This window comes from Methanobrevibacter sp. UBA212, from assembly GCF_905233225.1.
In the GTDB taxonomy this organism is placed as follows: domain Archaea; phylum Methanobacteriota; class Methanobacteria; order Methanobacteriales; family Methanobacteriaceae; genus Methanocatella.
Genome location: NZ_CAJODJ010000011.1, coordinates 102,965 through 124,812, shown reverse-complemented (window position 1 = coordinate 124,812; position 21,848 = coordinate 102,965). Strand labels below are relative to the sequence as shown.

The following is a 21,848-nucleotide window of genomic DNA, read 5'->3' as shown; positions in this document are numbered from 1 at the left end:
AACAATATTCTCCATAAAAGCCTATTCCTTTTGAGGGTATCCCAAAACTCTTTTAGCTTTTTTCTTTGCGTATTCAACATCCCCATCGCCTCTTATCCTACTTGCATAATGACTGGCTATGCCTAAAATAATCATTAGTATGCAGTAGGGAATGGTATTTTCTGTGATTCCTAAAGATTCTGAGTATATCATGATGATTGGTATAATGGTGACTAAAAATGAAGTTATTATGTCAATGTCTTTTCTGTTTCGCTCTAACCATTCATAAAGCAATGTTTTCCACCTCTTCATATGATTTGTTTGTGTGGCTGAGTATTATGCCGTCAACACAAATCTTTTCTTCAGTCCTGTAGACTTCTTCAGCGTTTTCCTCTACGTTTATCCAATCTTCGTATTCTTCAAGAGTTTCAAAGTATTTGATGTATTTCATTGTGCCTCCCAAGTAATTGAATAGTATAAGATTCCATTTTCGATTTTGAATTCTATAATGGGCTTGACTGCATAGGGATAGCCTGAGTCTACATATTTGGTGCCGTTCCAGTAGAACCAGTGGCCTGTTGCCTGGTCAATGTAAGGGCCTTTGTTTTCCAATGTTCCGACAAGCTTCCTTATAGTCATAAATCAAACCTCACTAATGATATTATATTTTATATTATATAATTTATTATATATTTTATTATTTCTTTTATATAAAATATACTTTTTCATCATCATCGCAACCGTCCCATTCCATGTAGAGCTTGTTGTCCTCCCATACGAATCTGACATTATTGACAATGGCCACATCCGGAAGTTCACAATAAGTGACACCGTCTGCATCCTTGACATAATTGGCCTGCGCCATGATGTTTGACTCCGTCGGCACGATCATATTGACGACGTGAGTTATTTCATCCTGCTCGAAGCTGCAGTCGGCAAGATCAATGCAGTTCTGAGATTCCGGATACATTTCAACTTCAGACATCTGCCTGTATACTCGAATGTATTCGACAGGATCCGTTTCATCAAGACCGACAATTGACAGCAACCTCAAGTCATGACCTTCATTTGGATTGCACAAGCCGTTTTTGTCAATGTAGATTCTGTCATTTGGATGAATACACTCGTTTGGCTTTTTAAGCTTTAATCGGAATACATCACCCAATACAGCTACAGTAACTAATGTATGTCCTGAAGAGCGAACCTGAACCTTTCCTAATAAATAGCCGAATGCCAGTTCTCCCTCTTTGGCTTTTCTAACTATTGTATGATTCATTGTTGATGATTCATCCAATGTTACCATCTCACCTACTCTGCACTGGTCAGAGGAAATCCAGGCAGTATGTTCCTCATTAACATAGGTTCTCTCACCCTCGTCCAGTAGGCAGGCTATTACATCCATCTTCTCTTCATGGCTTAAACCTGTCGGATATCCACGGCCATGTCCAATAGTTTCTCTATATTCTTCAATCATTTAAAACACCCAATCCCAATCTTTGTTTTTAATTTTATCTGGAATGTATAGTCCAGTATTTTCCATTGTCTCATCATTAGCATCCCACAATAGCTTGTTTCCTTTATAGGCTTTGGGATATTCATGTTCTCCTTTGAATAATCTGATTCCGGTTTTGGTTTGTTTTTCTGTAACTGTAATCTCAGGAATTCCGTTAGCTGCAAATACTGGTGATGGAAATATCAATAGCCATTTCAGGTCAACATAATTGTATTGGTCAAAATCAGTTGTGGCGTACCATTCTGGTGAGATTTCAACTTCCGCATAATTCTTTTGATATATTTTAGTTGGATTGTTCCGGTTATATCCTTCAAGATAATCAGATGAACTTGATGTTCCCTTACCTACACGGCCATGTAAATGGTATTGTTTCCAATCTCCCCCATCATCACTACCTGATGAATATGCATCAAATGAACTAGCCATTACTAATGTTTCTGCTCCGTCAAACATGCAATATGACTTGCTTCCACCAAAGTTCAGCCTTGTTGACTTTATATCTTCCTGATATGCTGTGAGATTAAAGTCGGACTGCACCATGATGCTTCCGCTTGTTGTTCCATGATATGTTGCATTATCATTAACTGTAACATTGCCTTTTATTCTTTTGAATCTGGCTACAGTAACACGACAGTTACTTAAAGACTGTCCTGAAGCGAATGTTGTAAATAATGATGTTGGTGAGCTGCCGTCAAGGCTTGGAACAAATCTGGCACGTAGAAATTTTCCATTATCTGTTGAGTCATTGTTGATACTTAAACCTGAGTAGTTCATGAAATATTGTGAGAATGTATCAGAGTTTGCATCAAACATTAACAGATCATTACCTGGTGTTAATGTGCTTGAGAATGTGGTGTCATGAACTTCAAGGATCAGCTTTGTAGTTTCAGAAATTTTTCCAACAGGAACTCTAACAACAATAGCTGCAGGTTGAGATCCATATTCTGGAATATACAAGACAGGACAGTTGGTTCCATCTTTTGTTTTAATCTTCAGATTTTTCAAATCACTTCTGAATGAACTGGCATGAGAGCTATCCAACAAGTTATCTAAGAATATATAATCATAGTTGGATGAATAGCTGCCGCTTCTTTTTTGGTAATTACTCATTGCAATGTTAATCTGCAATTCTTTCATCAATGTCATAAATAATATTTTATTATCTTTTTTATATAAATAATATAATAAAAAAGGTAATATGACATGTCAAAAGGTTAGATCATCCTTTGAAAAAATTAGCATATAAAAATAACAGTCCCCACCCATAACCGTTAGTTTAATTATAGAAAAAATTAATTTAAACCATCATGAATTTTACGAAGAATACGAACACCTCTCCAGAGATGAGAAAAATCAAAGCTTTAAAAAGAGCAAAAAAATACTTTTGAAAAAAAAGATAAATTATTATAAAAATTTTTTAGCTTCAATTATGAATTCTTCAGCCTGAATCAAACAATCAAAAGCTTCCTGTTTATCAAAATTTACTGAAAAATCATAACTGGATTTTCTTCTAAGTTTTTTAGCATTAGAATAATAAGTATAAACCTCTTGACTAAAATCCCCATCACGAACAAAATCCTTGCTGAACTGAGCCAATATAGTGTCATGTTTTTTGCTGATAAAATCATGAGTGAGCAATAATGCTTTAGCAGCATCAAACATTGCATAATATGAATGAGTAATAGAACCCCTATACTTTCCAGCATCATATAATATTTGTGCCATGCTCAACTCTTCAACTGCCAAATCCATAACACCATTAACCTCATCAACATTCATATGGGAACACCTTCAGCCATAACGGTTTTAAGGAAACTATAATCTTTTGTCTTATTGAAATGATCTTCAGTCATGACATGAGGTGAAATAACCTCTTCCTTTTCAAGAATAAAATCAACAACAAGATTATCAATAATTGATTCCAACTCCCTGTTATCATGATGAACAACAATCAAAATATCAATGTCAGATTCATCACCATCATCCCCACGTGCAACAGAACCAAACAAAACCATTCTAATAATTTCATCCGAATCAATAGCATCAGCAAACTCATGAGCAATTTCGATTCTATTATACATTACACATCACCAAAAGATTAACAGTCAATTTTATAATAATTAATATTAACCTCATCAATTATAAAACCTTTGAAACTACAACTTTGTGAAAAAAACAGGTAATTAAAATAACAGTCACACCAGTAACCATTAGTTTAATTATCTAAAAAATTAATTTTAACTATTCTTTGACCATGATGAGTTTGCCCATCGACGGATTCTTATAAACCTTACCTCATTAATAAATATTTATGTGATGGAATCATATATTGTCATCATTCCATTAAATGATATCTTTTTCTTCATTCCTTGATTCCGCACATTCCCATCAAGTCACATGGACAGCCAAATACCACACAATAGCCATGATAATACCATTTGCAAAACATTTTAAAATTCACACCTCTAACATTAATATCTTTTTTTAATGCTTAATAATGTTAATGTTCCTTTTATATATGCAGAAATTATAAATCAACTTGATTTTACCATTAATGCAAGATAAACATTATTGTTCATAAGTAAATTCAATTAACTGTAATAATTTGTAGTTAATTCCACCATATTCAACTCATGTTTTAAGCGAACCAATTCGCCAGGCCGCAACCACGCCGACCGCAAGGGAGGCGTGTGTGGAGGCCTGGTGTAAAGAATTGGTGAGCATATATTATAGTGAGGAACCGACCCTAGCGGTCGGTTCGAGGTTAAGTTTTGATAAACGTGATTTTATTTTGCATTGGCATTCGTGGGCAATTAAAGGAGAGCTTGCCCTCCTTAATTAGGCATTGAGGGTTTCAATGCAAGATATTATGGGAAGTGAAACACCACAAACACTTCCCTATATCTAATTCAATAACGAGCGTTTAACGAAGATTTATAGCTCCGGTGTAAAAAGTATAAAACACCATCATAGCTATATTCTAGTTCTATTGAATCCCATATCCTTTAAGATTTTATTGTACTCTTCACGAGTGGTGAATGATGGAGCGTTTTCATCTTCACTTCCGCCAGTAGATCCGGTTTGGCCAGTTTCACCATCGTTTCCAGGTTTTCTACCACCTGGTGTGGATGAGTCATTGCTAGCTTCAATTTTAATTCTTCTTTCAGCCAGTTTTTCCATAAGTTCCATATCTACATCACCAGTGAGTAGTTTATCAATAATTTCCTTATCTTGAGCGTTCTCATTATAGTTAAAATTGTATTTAGCTTCGTACTCTTTTATTTTCCTTTCATTTTCAGCTTTTCTAAGCTCAGACAATTCCTTAAGAATATCTTCTTTACTGTCAATGAATTCCTTATTCTCTTCAATAGCTTTTTTAATCTCATCGTACTTTTTAGACTCTTCTTTAAGATTATTTATTTCATCCTGAAGCTTTCCAATCTCAGCATCCTTGCCTTGCAGTTTTTCCAATAATAAACTAGTTGCTACATTGGTGTCTTTTGCAGGTGGCTGAGGTGCTGGCGGTTCAGGATTTCCGCCCTGACCAGTCTCTCCTGTAATTTCAGAATTCAACAATCTAATTTTTCTTGGGTGTTTGGTAACTCCAACGTCTATTAAACTCATAGTATCAATTCCAAATGAATCTCCTTTATCCTTTAACAAGACATCAACTTTAGGAGATAGGCCTTTACCTTCCATATCCAGTTCATCCGGAATTTCAATGAATAGCTTTCCTTCCTCGTATTCAATATTATTTCCAATACCCACATAGATATTGTCATGTTCTGAAGTTAAAGGAATTCCTCCACGATAGTTTTCAGCTATTAGCTTTAGATCATCTTCAGTCCAGTTCACAGGTTTTGTCAGGCGATTATCCAAGTCGGAATAATCATATGATCCTACTTCAAAAAGTTCATGTCTCATAGTTATCACAATTTTATTATATTAATTATTATATATTTTATTACTTATTTTATATAAATATTTATTATATTTCCACGCCACTATCAGTGATAATTCTTTCACCCACAGGCTGTTCCTCTTCAAAGTTACTTAGATAATTCTTATAGATTTCATCACCTTCAGAAGACAATTCCATAATGTACCTTAACACATCATCTCTTGAATAGCTGAAGTAAACGTCTAAAGTTTCACTGATGCCCATTAACTCCAACTGCATATTCAATAATTGATTACAATACTTTAACACCCACTTCTGGTCATTGGCCACATTAACAATGAAACCTGTAATAGCTGAATCGTTAATGTACTCCGCCACGTTCTGATTAGATTTCTCATTACCTGCTTGAGACTGAGGAGTAACGAAAGTCCTTAAAATATTATTTCTAAAGATTTCAGTTTGCCTAGTATAGTCAGATTGATAGTTGTTACCACCCAAAATTTTACTTTCAATTCCTGGAGGTACAATAGCCACGTTTGAATCAGCTGTTGTTCCGTAATCTGCATAAAGATTTTCCTTAGCAGTTGCTGAAAGTTCTGTAACAATAGGCTGACCGTTACTGTCAAGTGATGGCTTTACTTCAATAATATTATCCTTATTAATACGCTCAACTTGATTACGTTCCAAATTACATTTGTGGTATATATCATCAAGGCAGTTCAGGATAATGCTTTGAGCTTCACAGTATATTTCATTGTACATGAAGTTAATGACCTCATCAGGTTCGTACTTTACCGTTAATGTTCCCTCTTCAACACTAACATAATTGTCAAACTCTTCTGGAGATCCGTTAACAATATCTTTAGGCATCTCATGCAAGTATAGCTGCACTTCATTATCATCATTAAACTCTTTCTTTAATCCATAGCCGTGAGCACCAATTTCTAAAAATACTGGTTTAATGTATTTACCTATGGATTTGTCCCAACGCTGAACTGGTTTTATTAAACCTTCACCATCAACCATTCCACCTTGCAGAATATTTTTAGCAACTTGGCTGATGTCAATTTTCCTTGCCCATAAGATTAAAGTAAATTTCTGTTCCGCAGATAATTTATTTTCCTTATCTACCAGAACAATGTTAACATTAGCTTTATCAATTCTGTTTTTCAAAACACCTGCAGTGTAACCGTCAAGCTTAACAGCATAACGAGCATTGGCTATTGTCTTGTTAATTACCGGCGGCAGCGCATCGACAAGGTCAAGGCCGGTGTTTATTCCATCAGTCCTAGGTTGCCTTTCATTTTCGCCCCAATAGCTGCGTTTGGTGTTGTACTGTTCCACACGGTTGTTGAGTAATCTGGTTTTTATAAAAGAGGTTATTCCCATAAACAATCATCCATTATATTATATTTTTTATTATATTATTTATATAAACCATATAATAAACTTTTGATTATATAAGGACAAAAGAAATCATCTGCCAGCCATCCAAATTTTTTATTTTTTAACCAACCTCATTAATTTCCTATATACTGACACTTATTAAAATAGAAATTATGAGAAATACATATGAAATAATAAAATAAACAGTCGATAAAAATAGCAGTCAATATAAAAAGCAATTGTTTGCTTAATCGTATAATCAATTATTCGATGCTTTTGAAAAATATAAAAAAAGAGATCAACTGCCATGGCAGTTAATCTGTAATGTCTTCACTTTCCTTTCTTCTGTATCCGACAACAAGCAGAATCTCACAAACAACTGCAAGTGCGATGAATTTTAAAATATCATCCGGACCGTTCTCCACAATATTCTTGCTAATCTCATAAGCCTTGCTTGAATCCTGTGATGCACCGCTGCTTCCACCGGCACCGGCAGATGAAGCGGAACTTGATGACCTGCCAGATGAGGTCATGCCGTTGACACTTGGAGTTTCACTTGATGTTGAGTTTTCGCTTGCAACCACATCATTATTATATGAGTTGCTGGCTGTCCCATCATTGTTGAATGAGTTCAGGGTTTTTGTATCTGTTCCCTGATTTGCCCTGCGTGACAGGCTTTGACCGTCATCACCGCTCAGGTCAGGAAAACCGTTAAAGCCATTGTCACCATCAGCACTATCCGGACTATTGAATCCGCCAGGAACATTGCCACCGGTGTTTATTGAACCACCGCCATTGCCTCCCGGAAGCAAAGGATTGCCACCAGGGAATCCAGGCTTTTGAGGAACAATTCCACTGCCGTTAATGACATTGGTCCTGCCGTTGACGTTTTCAGGCGGTACATAAACAAACGGATCACCGCCATCAACCTCATTGCTTTGATGCTCCAGACCATACTCGAATATTGTGATCACACGATTTCCCGAAAAATCATTATTCTTATCCTTATCAGTATCAGCACCAATATTTTCACCACGCTTGAAGGGATCATAATTGGTATCGGCATACTTGTCGGTTCTTACTAGCGTATTGTTGGTTACTGTAGTGTTGTCGGCATCCAGCATATGTGAAACGTAATAACCGTCACTGATAACCGTATTGTTCACTACCCTGTATGTGTGTGTACTGTCGGTTTTCTGAGAATATGAAATACCGTAAAGGTTATCATCCCATTTCACCGCTCCGGTATTGTGGATTTCTATTATGTTGTTCATTATGATGTCATTGTTGTCCTGTGACTCAATACCAGCAACCAAAGCCCAGCTGTGATTGCCCGCACGACCAGTCACATTAATGTAGTTGTTGAGAATTGTAATGTAGTTGTCACCATTGAAGTTATGTGAATAAATACCAATATTCGGACCGTTGCTCTTGGAGTACAAGTTATTGTATCTAATCATGACCCCACTTGCAGGACCTGTCAACTGTATCGGATAAGCGGTTCCCGCAGCATAAGCACCACCATTGGTACCCAGACGAATGCTATTGCCATCAACAAGCAAATCCTTTGCACGATAAACATCCAATGCATAAAGATAATTGGCCTCATCCTTATAGGTAATATCATCAATCAAAGTAATCACATTATTGGTAACATTGCAATTATTTGAATCACAGATGAACACGCTGTCCAATGTAGGATAAGCGCACTCGGGCCGGACATTTACATTGGTATTGATAATGTTATTGTTGAATGACAGGTTATCACAGTTGCTGATTCCCACTGCCAGACAGAATTCAGAATCCAAATTAGCAGTAGTATCCAAAAATGCAACCGTACGCAAAGGCAACAGAGCATCGACCGTATTGTTCTCAAACAAAGTATTAGGAGAGTATTCTAACTTAATACCGTAAACACGACCACTGCTTGGGTTATTGCCGATTAAGTTTACAGTGCTGTTGGCTATCCGGACATTACGGTTATTCTTGTACTTGGTTCCTTCACTATAAATACCATAGGCATCAGCGTTCAATGGAGCGACGTAGTTGATAACCGTATTGTAAATGCCTGCATTGTCGCAATACCATATCAGGACTGCCGCATAATCATTATCATCAAAGGATTCAGTCACATTCAATACCAGACCGTTTAATGTGACATCATCAGCCTCAATGCTGAAAACAGTATTTTTCAATGTATGATTATTACCGTAGATAGTGACATTCTTAGCCCTAACGGTCAAAATGCCAAGATCCTCCATATCCTCAGATATGAACAGTTTAGCATCAGAGTAAGTGGAATTAAGCACTCCCCTTACAAAATAATCATCAACATTATCATTAGTGATATTGATTGTCAAGTCAGCTACATCCGCTTCGCCTACTGCCTGATTAGTGCTGGCATCATCCACAGTGTCCAATGATGAAACACTAGCAGTTTCATTGGACAAATCCAGAATCGCGTCAGTGACATTATCATCATGAGCTGAAACGGACGTTAATGAAATCACAAATATTAACATCAACAGTGATATTTTCAATGAATCTCTTATCTTTCTCACCTCCCACAAAAAATCCATCAATCATTAAATTTTAATAAAAATATTTTAACAAAAATTAAAATATGATTTATCTTTTGTTTGAAGGTTAATATATAATTTTGTAAAATGAAATTTACGAAAAAAAGTTCTTATTTATAAATGAAAAAATTTCAACAAAATAATCCTAAAAAAATAAAAAGAATGTGAAGATAAAATCTTCACTTATTTTAATACAATTTTAACTTTCTTAGTTGTTGCCTTATAGTATTTGTTTCCTTTAAACTTAATAACTGCATTGTATTTGCCTTTCTTGGTTAACTTCTTAAGGTTAAATGTAGCCTTACCCTTCTTGTTGGTTTTAGCAGTGTAAGTTTTTTTACCAACCTTAATGGTAACTTTCACTTTACCGATTGCTTTTTTACCGGATTTTAAAGTGATAGTGTACTTTTTGGTTTTCTTTTTAGCCTTGAAAGTTTTCTTTTTAGCAGTTATTTTAGATGCTGCCTTGTTGATTTTAACACTTGCGGATCCTTCAGATTTAAGGTATTTGTCATCACCGGCAAATGTGAATTTGGCAGTGTATGTTTTTGGAACAAGTTTGGACACATCAACTGAAACCTGACCTTTACTGTCAGTGGTTAAAGTTTTTGAAATGCTTCCCACTTTAACAGTCACCTTCATACCAGTCAAGATATTTCCCGCCTTGTCTTTTAAGGTGACAACGAGTTTTTTACTTGTAAGATAAACCGCAGTTACCTTGGAAGCACTGATGCCAGTAGCGATCTTACTGATTGATAAAGTAGTGTTTTGAACAATCGCAGCATGATTATCATCACCAGAGTAGCTGATAGTGATATTGTGATTACCAGCAGGCAAGTTAGCTACAGTAATGCTTGCACTACCATTAACTACTTTTACAGTACTCCATTCCTTACCGTCAACATAGACAGTGAAATTACCCTCAGCACTAGAATCTAGATTAATGCTGAATGTAGGTGACTGACTGTCCGCCGGAACAGTAATGTTCAATGCCTGATCAGCAGGAACCTCAGCCATATTAACAGTAACATTACATTCCCTAAAGACAGAATTATGATTCCTGTCAGGGTTAGCAGTAACTCTTAAAGTGTAATTGCCGACTTTTAAACCTGAAACATTGACAATACCATTATCAATAGTGATATTTGCTTCAGGATGATCAACAATAACAGCAGTAAAATTAATTACTCCATCACTGAAAACACTGCACTGACCCACATTACCATAAACATAGTTTACTGGATTCAGAATATTAATATCAGAATCCACCTTATTAACCTTAATGTTAACAGTTTTGCTTATACTAGTATGGTTTTCATCAACTTGAGTAGTTACTTTTAATGTATAATTACTTGCATCCAAACCAGAAACAGTAATATTACCATTTTCTATTTTAATATTTGCTGTATTATCAACTACCTCAGCAACTACACTTGTTGCACCCTCATAAGATACAGTGGTAGAACCGGATTCACCATAATTGAAAATAATGTCATCACCTAAAGTTAAAGTGGAATTAACCTTATTAACTTTAATGTTAACATCTTTGGTTACACCAGTATGGTTTTCATCAGCAACAGTAGTTACTCTTAAAGTATAATTACCTGCCTTTAAGTTAGATACAGTGATTGTATTGCCTTGGATAGGAATAGAAGTTCCAGTTTCAACAATAACAGCTTCAACATTTGTAGCACCTGAATAGGATACAGTGGTTGAGCCTGTTTTATTCCAATCAAATACAATATCATCTAAAGTTAAAGTGGAATTAACCTTATTGACAGTTACATTAATGTCCTTTTGTGATGCAGTGAACAAATCTGTTTCATTAAACTTAGCAGTAACATTATAAGTGTCAGCTTTAAGGTTTGCAAATGAAACATTACCTGAACCATCTTTGATTTCAGCAATTTTTTCATCATCACCTAACTTGACAGTAATGTTACCTATGAATCTGGAATCGGTAGTGATACTTACAGTAACATTATTTCCCCAATCAACATCATCTGCTTTGATTGTTAAATTGGAATCAGCTTTAACAACTTCAAATTTAATTAATTTGGATAATCCCTCACCATTATACCAATTATTATTTGAAACACTATTATAATTAGTGTTGTTACTTGTAAATGACCATCCTAATGCGTATGTGTCTTTAGCAGCAAATGGAGCATATGTGATAATAACACTATCTCCAGATTTAACCTGAACAGTCTTATCATCAACTATTCTACTAGCGGCACCACCACCAGCATATACTTCTCCTATTTGAATAGTAATTTGCCCAGTTACTCCTTCCGGAACAGTTACATTAACTGTAACATTATCCAAAGTAGTAACATTATTAACTATTACACTAATATTAGGAGTTACTCTGTTGACTGTGAAAGTTCTTGAAACAGTAGTTTCCCCATACTCTTCAGTTGCTAAAACAGTAGCAGTAACAGTATATGTACCAACATCTAAATTATCTAGAACAATACTGACAGAATTATTTGAAAATTCTTTATTAACTTCTTCTTTAATAATATTATTGCCTGATTTTACAGTGTATGAAATATTTCCAGAATCCACACTAGAAACTGTAATATTCACATTAGCACTTTCACCATACTTAATATCACTAGTATTTAATGTAATATTATGAGAATGTTTAACAACAATATTAGGTTTTATAATAGTACAATTACTTAAATAAGTATCAATAAAATCCTCAACACCATCTATGTCATATGTATCTAATTTACCAGGAGTGGTAACTGTAGTTTGGTAAACTCCATTAGAATATGAAAGTGTAGGGTCTTGTTCAAAAATAGTACACTTAATGTTAGGTAAAATAATAATATTACCATAATCATCAACTAAAGAAGCATTAATCATCCAATTACTATTATCCCCTACAGTAACACTTTCTTCACCATTTAAAAAAGTTAAGGTAGCATGTGGAGAGAATTTTCCTCCCTCTTCTAGTTTAAATGAATAATAATGATTCAAAGTATTATTTTCAAAAATTAAATTTCCCTTTAAATTTAATAAAGTAATATAATCATAGTTAGAAATGAACTTAGAATTAATTATACTAACATTACTGTCCAGTCCTATACCTATGGAACGAAAATCATTATACGTATCATTTTCAAGTTTGTTTATTCTAAATTCAGTGTTATTAATTAAAACATTCCCTCCCCTAGTAGTAACCATATTATATCCTACTGAAGAAAAATAACAGTTATTGATATTAATTGAAACCTTAGTGGCAGACCCTTGTAAACTATTAATAAAACTTTTTTTAAAATTATTTCTATCTAAAAAAGTACAATTTTCAAAAGTAATGATAGATGTTGTTTGAAGATTAAAATAAGAAGCTTTTACTTTTTGAACAGATGAAAAGATAATGCCTTCAAAATATATACCAGTCGCTTTTATTGTAAATAAATCGTAATATGTAGGATTTGTATTTTGAGGGTTTTTTACTAAGTTATTACATATTTCTACTTTTCCAGAATTATCTGCAACAATTGTAATATTATTTTTTGATGAAACTGTAAGTGAAGCAGTACCGTTGATTAAATAATTTCCATCTTGCATATGAATAATAGTATTATCTTTTAAATTTTTATCTGTTAATATTGTTTTAAAATCAGCTGGATGATTTTCATCAGAACCATTTCCATTACCTTCCGGTGAAACATAAATATGGTTCGGATTATTATTTTCTGTTACCATTTCATTTGAATTTTCAATTGAAATAACTTCATCATTTTGTAAATCTGTCTCTAGTGAACTCAAAACAACATTATCGCAATCCCCTTCTAATGAATTACAGTTTAAATCTGTTTCATTGACATCATTAGCAGAAACGTAATTGATACTCATTAAAATAATAAAAATAATTAATATAAATGTAAATTTATTGAATTTCATTTTTAATAATACCCTTTAAAAAAAAGTAGAATGGATTATGATTAAAGTTTAATATAATCCAAATAACTACTTCAATATATAGTTTAGATTCCTTTTTTCAATATTAGTTTATATTCTATAAAAACATCCATCAGCAGTACCAAAGTATATGTTACCATTATTATTTACAGTAATACCACCAGTAATTGCAGAACCTGCATCAAATGCACCATATAAGCTATTTACATCAAGTTCATCTAAACTTAAACAATCGACATCGAATACCCATAATATACCATTATTATCTCCAATATAAAGATAATCATCATAATAAGTTATAGCAGAGGTAATTGGATTAATGTTAAATTCAGTTTTACTGCATGATAATGAAGAACTAGTATAACTAGCATAATAAACATATCCATTTTCATCTACAGTATAAACATTACCATTCCCATCACTAACTAACATATCACAAGCCCCATCTAATGCAACTGAAGAAATCTCATTTAAATTAGAATCTAATAATGAAATATTATTACCATTATTTGATAAAATGCAGATATTACCGTTAGCATCAATGATAGGATTGCCTACAGTACCACTAATAATATTAGTTGTGCCACTAACTAAATTATAAGACATTAAACCATTTACAGTATTAACATAAAGATTGTTACCATAAATGTATGGTTTGGATACTAATGCTTGATCACCATAAGTGATACCATTAATCTCTAAAATACTACCTTCATAGGAATAATCTGCATTGCTAACCATAGCAATCCAAGTGTTATTATTATCACCATAACCATATTCACTACTTACATAAATATTTCCATTATAAATTAATGGTGCAAAAAGACTAGATGCCTGAGGAAGATTATTATAAGTCACTAAACTACCATTATTTAAATAAAATATAAATAATGCATCCCTTGATGCAGGAGCATAAACTTTATTATCTTCAACTACTAATTCATGGAAATAACCATGTTCAGTTGTGAAATTCCAAAGTAAACTTTGACTAACAGCATTATAACAGTATAAAGTATGAGTTGCAGGAATTAAAATATAATTACCACTAATAACTGGAGTACCACTTAAAGCACCATCCAATGTAATATCCCAACTAGATTCAAATATCTCAACATCATCTGGAATTGTTACATTACCTGTTGGTAATGTCTCATTTTCTTCAGGTGGAACATAATTAGAAATATCTTCAATAGTATTATTATAATGGACAGGATTTACTTTATCATTATAAACATAAACAGACCCAGTACCATTATTTGGACCATAGAACTGATTATTAGTATAAGTTAAATATGCTGCAGTAGAACTGGTTCCGGAATAATAAAAGAAAATAGCATGACCAGAATTATCATTTTTAGCAGTATTATTAACAAAAACAGAATAATCAACAGTTAATCTACCAGCGCCGGAAAAAGAAATAGCTCCGCCACTACCAGTTGCAGTATTTTCATAAAAACCACAATTTTCAATAACTATTGTTGGCCTACTACCATAAGTACTTGCAGCTATAGCACCACCATCAGTTCCACGAGCTTCATTAGCAGTGAAAGTAGAATTAATTACAGTTAAGTAACTGTAAGTATATAATGCTCCACCATTCCATCCTGCAACATTATTTCTAAAGTTAGAACGAACAACAGTGGTATTTGCATTACTGTGAGTGTGGATTGCTCCAGCCCACCATGTTGCACTATTGTTTTCAAAAATTGAGTCATAAACTATTAATTTTCCACAATTGTTGATTGCTCCAGGTTCAGTGGTAGCATGATTATCTTTAAATGTGGAACCTTTGACGGTCATTCTAGCATTGTTTACAGCAGTTCCCCAAGAAGTGTAGTAATTGGTTACTGCACCAAAACTAGATTTGACATTTGTAAAAGTACAATTTTCAATTAATGCATATCCGTAGTTTAACCATATTACTGATTGGTGATCGCCAGTACAGTTGATATTGTTAAATACACAGTTTTTAAAAGCAAAGTTTCCATTACCCATCAGTTTTATGAAGATATTATTTGACAAGTATTGGAATGTAACATTTTCAAAGTTAACATTTAAATTATTTGCAGAAGTAATCATTGGAATGTAATTATAGGATGCAGCACTATTCCAGTCTGCGTTACCTATATAATATCCATATCCCCCAACTATAGTTATGTCATGATTTATACTAATTTGATCAGAACTACTTGATGACGGAGCAATATTACTCTGATTTAATTTAACTGTATTTACATTTGTATCTTCGACTTCTGATTTAAAATCTCCCCAGGTATAAGTACCTCGAGTAGGTTCACCATCAGAAACCACTTCATCAGCATCAGATGTTGATACATCTGTTACAGTATCATCAACAGAAATTACTTCATCAGTAACTTCATCTGATGATATTTCCCCAATATCACTAGTATCTTCAGCAGAAATAGCACCTATTCCCACAACAAACACTAGCAACAATAATGAAAACATTAAAAATCTAGATTTCAATATTATCACCTTTCAATTTATTCATTTTCAAAAATTACTATTAAAAATCATTAAAAAATCTTTCAAAGAGATTGATACTTCATTATTACATACATGACTGAAGTTGTATTGAAAAATCTTCTAATATAATTTAATCTATATTTAAACATATATAAAATTATCTTGAATAAAAATTAAATATAATAATCATAATATTATTATATAAAGTAAATTAAAAGGTAATGAATTATGAGTAAAAGAGTAAAAAAATACTTATTAATAAGCTTGATTATAATAATATTAATTAATATTACAAGTATTGATGCAACTGAAAATAATACTGATTCTTTAGAAATAACAAATGATAATGCAATTGAAATAGATGAGAATACATTAAATTCACAGCATATTGAAGAGGATAATTTATCACAAAATTTTAATAATCAAACATATGATAATTTATTAAGTCAAAGTCAAAATGATGAAATATTATCTAATTTTATGCCATATAACCCTGAAATTGCAATAACTGTAAATGATACCAGTTCTTTTGAGGATACCGGAAATATAACCATAAACATGCATTTTTCATTCGTTACTCCATACAGTGATGGTGAATTTTCAACATACAACATCCACATTTATGAAAATAATACTCTAATAAAAAAAATCAATATTGGTGATTTAAACCTCCCCGAAGTAAAACCCGGCGTAACATATACTGCAGATGTGCCATTCACATACACATTAAATCCCAATAGTTATTTGACAACTTCACTATTCGACACATATTCCAATATATTGCATTTTGAAGAAATAAAAAACAATACAGTTATTAAAAGTTTAAACAATACACAAATACTCATAGACAATACTTTTTCATCTAACCAATCCTGGAATAATAGTTTTAAATCACTGCAAAAAGCAATAGATTTAGCAGTAAATGGAGGAACCATCACATTAACTGACATTAATCTCCTACAAGATACAATAGAAACCATACAAATAAATAAAAATATTACCATAACTGGAAATAATGCTTCTTTTATTTTAGATAAAACACAAACATTACTTGAAATACAATCCAATACAAGCATAACTTTAATCAATCTAACATTCATCGGAAATAACAACTACATCATATCAAATAAAGGAAATTTAAAATTAATAAACTGTACTTTTAAGGACAACAGTTTAGGTTTGATAGACAATACTGGTGAATTAGAACTTGAAAATTGTAAAATCGAAGACCTAAACCAATTCTACCAAACAAGACCCTCAAACATTAACGGATTAATAACAAACACAAAAACACTGAAAATCACAAACACAACATTCACCAATAATAAATATACACCATACAACCTTCCAACAGAAACAGCAACCTTAAAAGGAATCATATACAATAAAGGAACTCTCTACATTGAAAATGTCAATTTCACCAATATCAACTACAGAATAATATACAATGATGGTAAAAGTTCACTAAATAACACTTTATTTGAAGATATAACCTCAACAAGTACCCAAGCACTATATTTAATATCAACACAACAAACATTAAACAACAAATACACCTACAACAACTACAAAACACAAAGCACAACAAAAAAAACAAATGGGGGAGCAATCTACAACACCAAAGAACTAACAATCATAAACTCCGCATTTAACAATATCATTGGAAATGATGGAGGAGGAATCTACAACACCAATAACTTAAAAATAATCAACTCAACATTCCACACAATAACCGGAGATAATGGAGGAGCAATCTACAACACCAATCAACTTACTATTGAAAATTCAATATTTAATAATAGTCAAACAAGTGGAAGCATTAATGACATTAGAAATGGATCATCAATTTATACAACTGGAACCTGCAATATAAATAATTCCACAATAACAGAATCAAAAACATTTAAAGGATTAGGCGGAATATACAATGACGGAACATTAACAATTAACAATACAATAATAAGTAAATGTAATGGTAATTTTTATGTGGGAGGAGTTGGGATACATAATAATGGAATAATGGTTATTAATAATTCTCAAATACTAAATAATAATGCTCCATACTCATATTTGGTATACCGTTATGTTCGACAACCAACCGGAGAAATATGGAAGTATTATTCTCATATCTATGCAGGAGTGATTTCCAATAGTGAAACTGGAAAAGCCACAATAACAAAAACCATAATCAAAGACAATACAATAGATTGGGGAGATAGTGGAACTGGATGGAAAAGGTATTACGGAATCATTAAAAATGATGGTGAAATGGAAATAACCAGTTGTATCTTCGACAACAATAATCCCATTTGGAATCCACTTTTTGCAGGTGACGGATCATTTAACATTTACAATACCGGAAAAATAACAGTAATGTACTGTTATCTATTAAACACAAAAATTTATTTAGATCAAAAAGACCCATCAGGAGCTCTAGGAGGCTTACATTCACCAAAAAGTTTCTTATATGATGCCGGAACAAAAAACTGCAACATAAACTATAATTATTATTGTTTAGACCATAATGATTCCGTTCAGAATGTGGATTTCAATTATTACTTCACAGTTGCGTTTGAACAAGAGTACTATCCGATTAAATTAAACCAAACACAAAACATTACATTAACTTTAGCATTGACAAACGGACAAGACACCATCGTATTTAATGATTGGGACAAATTGCCTTACAAGCTAGGATTCAACACAACAATAACAACAATAAATGAAAATGGAGAATGGATAAACATAACCACAACATTATATGATAAAATAACATTCAATTTCAACTACACAAGCATTAAAAATGAATACAATATAACAGCAACCATATTAGGCTATGACAAGCATGTTAGTCTTGTGGATGTGGGAAAAGAATTTGCCAATATAACAGTTGAATACAACAACATCACATATAAAGACGGCGAAATCCAATTCAAAATGAACGTCAGTGGAGATTATGGCACACCTACAGGAAATATCACTTTTACATTCAATAACCAAAACTACATCCTAACATTAGATAACGGAACCTGCAATTTCACATTGCCATCCAACTTAAAACCAGGAAATTACACAGTCAAAATATCCTACAATGGAGACAATACATATTTCAAACTCCTGAACAATATCTATCAATGCACTGTTTATAAGATTAAAACCAACATTACTGTTGTTGCCCCTGAAGTCAGATATGGTGAAAAAGGTAAAATAACAATCACAATCACACCGGATGACGCCAAATTATATGGTAAACTATATGTTAATGGATTATATGTTCATGAAGCGGACACACAATCAACCAGAACTTTAACAATCACCAGAAACGTTGGAGTATATAATATTACAGTAATATTTGATGAGGATGAATATTATGAATCAGGTTCTGCAAGCACACTCTTTGTTGTAAGCAAATGGAAAACCAATTTGACTTTAACCAGTGAAAATATTAATGAAGGTGAAGGTGTTGCAATTTTAAATCTCACAATAAACCCGGGAGATGTTAGAGGCGAAGCAATACTCTGTATTAATGGAGTGAACAGTACAATATTCATCAACAATACCGTTACTCCGATTACAATTACTGATCTTCATGATGGAATATACACCGTAAGTGTTTTCTATCCGGGAGATAAGAAATACGCTCCGTCAAATGCAACAACCACTTTTAGCGTTTATAGAAAACACACTAACTTAACAGTCACTATAAGCAATAATGATGATTTAACAGGCAATGTCATTGTTAAAACTGATTATATGGACTGTACCGGTGAAGTGGGAGTATACATTAATAATGATGAGGTTATAATAAAAAATTTAACTAACGGTTCATGCAACTTCAATGTTAAATTCAAAAGAGGCACAAACTATATTTATGTACTTTATCTGGGGGACAATTATTATTCATATGTTTCATGGAATACAACAAAACATATTGAGGGAAAAGCAATCATTAACACTACTCAGCCAATTATCACTGAACAGGAATTAAACTATTATATTATAAAATTATTTGACACTGACAATAATCCTTACGAATACACAAATATCACTGTTTTATTTAAAAATGAAACTATTAATCTAACTACTGATGAGAATGGAGTTGCAAGACTGCCTGTTACAAGTAAAGCCGGAAAATACAATATTACAGTCACATATAAAAACACAACATACACTGACACTGTAACTGTTACTCCTGCTAAAATAAACATTGACATCAAGGATATTCTTGCCGGTGAAATTGAAATAATTACTGCCACATTACCGGAGGGTGCATCTGGTAATGTCACACTCATCGTGGACAATAATATAATTAATGAGTCTTCAAGCATTATTATTCCGGATTTAGCTGCAGGTGATCATGATCTGACAGTAATCTATACCGGTGATGATAATTATATCAATCAAACAATCCATATGAAATTCAGTGTTAAAAACGCCATATCCCAAATAAGAATAAGCACATCCAACATTACTTATGGTGAATCTTTTAGCGTAATCGCATTTGTCACAAATGGTGCAAGCGGAAGCGTAACATTCACATTAAACAATCAATCACAAACAATTAGCTTAACTGGAAATCAGGCAAATGCTGTATTTAGCAATGTTCCTGCAGGGGATTATATTTTAACTGCCAAATATAATGGAGATAAGATATATCAAGGATCAGATGCCTCCGTTAATGTTAATGTTAAAAAGGCAACCCCAACAATAACAATTAAGACTACACCATTAGTGTTAAACACTAATATTCAAATTGATGCTGTTTTAAATGGTGATGCGACAGGTAATGTTACTTTCCGCATTCAGGGACAATACTCACCAAGAAACAGGACAATTGTTAATGGTAATGCTTCATGGCTAATCAGTCCATTGAATACAGGTTCCTATAATCTTATCGTGATATATAATGGTGATAATAATTATGAGTCAAAAGCAGTATCTGAGATACTTATTTTAAATCAAGTACAATCAGTATTAAAAGTAAGCATTGCCAATGTTAATGCTGATGATGATTTGATTGTTACAGCCACACTGAGTGACGTTAATAATCATAAAGTGTCCGGTGATCTGGTTCTTGAGATTAACGGTAATTATTATAGAATCATCATTACTGATGGTGTTGGATCAAGAAACCTTGGTGAGTTTAAAGTGGGAAGTTATACCTACACTGCAACATATCAGGGTTCTGATTTACTTTCAATGGCAATCGCCTCCGGTTCTTTTAATGTATTAAATAACAATTATAAGATTACCGGCAACAAAAACATTGTACAGTATTACGGTGCAAATAAAGAGTATAAATTGCAGGTACTGAACAATAATGTTCCGGTTAAAAATTCAATTGTTACTATTAGCATAAACAAGAATAGTGTTAAAGTAAAAACCGACAGTCAGGGTTATGCAACACTAAAACTTAGCCTAAAAGCAGGCAAATACACAATAACCTCAACATATAAAAACATAAAGGTTTCAAACAAGATCACAGTAAAACCAACATTAATAACCAAGAACAAGAAAATCAAAAAGGGAAAAACACTAACCTACACTGCAAAGCTTTTAAACAAAAACGGAAAGAAACTCAAAAACAAGAAAATAACATTTAAAATCAACGGCAAAAAATACAAGGCAAAAACCAATAAAAAAGGAATCGCTAAAATCAAAGTCAAAAACCTGAAAGTAGGAAAATGCAAAATCATAACCACCTACGGCAAGCAGAAAAACACAAACTGGATAACCGTTAAAAAATGAAAACACAATAAAACCATCACCATACTAATTTTTTTTTACTACATTCCAATTATGATATATTGGAAACATTCAGATATCAAAACCTAACTAAAAAATGAAAAAAATAGATTGCAGAGAGACAAGATCCAAACATAATTTTAACATGTAAAAAGGCAGATAAACTGATATTTATAAGACCAAGTAAAAGATTAAAACATTTGTCCCCACCCATGTTTTAAGCGAGCCAATTCGCCCAGGCCGACCCCACGCCGGAGCGTAAGCGGAGGCGTGTGTGGGAGGCCTGGGTGAATAGAATTGGCGAGCATATACTATAGGA

At 33.0% G+C, this 21,848-nt stretch carries 13 protein-coding genes; 1 reads left to right on the top strand and 12 read right to left on the bottom strand.

Features of this window, described 5'->3' with window-relative positions:
• Positions 1–21: 21 nt before the first annotated feature.
• The 12 genes from QZ138_RS04170 to QZ138_RS04115 all read right to left on the bottom strand — a co-directional run bounded on the left by QZ138_RS04170 (position 22) and on the right by QZ138_RS04115 (position 15,784).
• Complete coding sequence (locus QZ138_RS04170) at positions 22–273, bottom strand: hypothetical protein (protein WP_292886556.1); 252 nt, start codon at positions 271–273, stop codon at positions 22–24.
• Positions 263–430, bottom strand: a complete 168-nt coding sequence (locus QZ138_RS04165; RefSeq protein ID WP_292886553.1) for a hypothetical protein — start codon at positions 428–430, stop codon at positions 263–265. The genes QZ138_RS04170 and QZ138_RS04165 overlap by 11 nt, the downstream gene beginning before the upstream one ends.
• The gene (locus QZ138_RS04160) at positions 427–618 is read right to left on the bottom strand and encodes a hypothetical protein (protein ID WP_292886550.1); all 192 of its coding nucleotides are present in this window, start codon (positions 616–618) and stop codon (positions 427–429) included. The genes QZ138_RS04165 and QZ138_RS04160 overlap by 4 nt, the downstream gene beginning before the upstream one ends.
• Before the next feature lie 67 nt (positions 619–685).
• Complete coding sequence (locus tag QZ138_RS04155) at positions 686–1,453, bottom strand: hypothetical protein (protein ID WP_292886547.1); 768 nt, start codon at positions 1,451–1,453, stop codon at positions 686–688.
• Positions 1,454–2,638: a hypothetical protein gene (locus QZ138_RS04150; RefSeq protein WP_292886544.1), complete on the bottom strand. Its 1,185-nt coding sequence runs from the start codon at positions 2,636–2,638 to the stop codon at positions 1,454–1,456. It lies immediately after the preceding gene.
• A 258-nt stretch (positions 2,639–2,896) separates the two neighbouring features.
• Positions 2,897–3,271 carry a HEPN domain-containing protein gene (locus QZ138_RS04145; protein ID WP_292886541.1) on the bottom strand — a complete coding sequence of 125 codons (375 nt, stop codon included), beginning with the start codon at positions 3,269–3,271 and terminating at the stop codon, positions 2,897–2,899.
• Positions 3,268–3,573: a nucleotidyltransferase domain-containing protein gene (locus QZ138_RS04140; protein ID WP_292886538.1), complete on the bottom strand. Its 306-nt coding sequence runs from the start codon at positions 3,571–3,573 to the stop codon at positions 3,268–3,270. The genes QZ138_RS04145 and QZ138_RS04140 overlap by 4 nt, the downstream gene beginning before the upstream one ends.
• 892 nt (positions 3,574–4,465) lie before the next feature.
• Complete coding sequence (locus QZ138_RS04135) at positions 4,466–5,416, bottom strand: hypothetical protein (protein WP_292886536.1); 951 nt, start codon at positions 5,414–5,416, stop codon at positions 4,466–4,468.
• A 64-nt stretch (positions 5,417–5,480) separates the two neighbouring features.
• Complete coding sequence (locus QZ138_RS04130; RefSeq protein WP_292886534.1) at positions 5,481–6,782, bottom strand: hypothetical protein; 1,302 nt, start codon at positions 6,780–6,782, stop codon at positions 5,481–5,483.
• 311 nt (positions 6,783–7,093) lie between these two features.
• Positions 7,094–9,340 carry a right-handed parallel beta-helix repeat-containing protein gene (locus QZ138_RS04125; RefSeq protein ID WP_292886531.1) on the bottom strand — a complete coding sequence of 749 codons (2,247 nt, stop codon included), beginning with the start codon at positions 9,338–9,340 and terminating at the stop codon, positions 7,094–7,096.
• Positions 9,341–9,541: 201 nt separating this feature from the next.
• Positions 9,542–13,231 carry an Ig-like domain-containing protein gene (locus QZ138_RS04120; protein ID WP_292886528.1) on the bottom strand — a complete coding sequence of 1,230 codons (3,690 nt, stop codon included), beginning with the start codon at positions 13,229–13,231 and terminating at the stop codon, positions 9,542–9,544.
• 156 nt (positions 13,232–13,387) lie between these two features.
• Positions 13,388–15,784 carry a PQQ-binding-like beta-propeller repeat protein gene (locus tag QZ138_RS04115; protein ID WP_292886525.1) on the bottom strand — a complete coding sequence of 799 codons (2,397 nt, stop codon included), beginning with the start codon at positions 15,782–15,784 and terminating at the stop codon, positions 13,388–13,390.
• Positions 15,785–16,012: 228 nt separating this feature from the next.
• On the opposite strand from QZ138_RS04115, the gene QZ138_RS04110 reads away from it, so the two are divergent.
• Positions 16,013–21,532, top strand: a complete 5,520-nt coding sequence (locus tag QZ138_RS04110) for an Ig-like domain repeat protein (RefSeq protein WP_292886521.1) — start codon at positions 16,013–16,015, stop codon at positions 21,530–21,532.
• Positions 21,533–21,848: the final 316 nt, after the last annotated feature.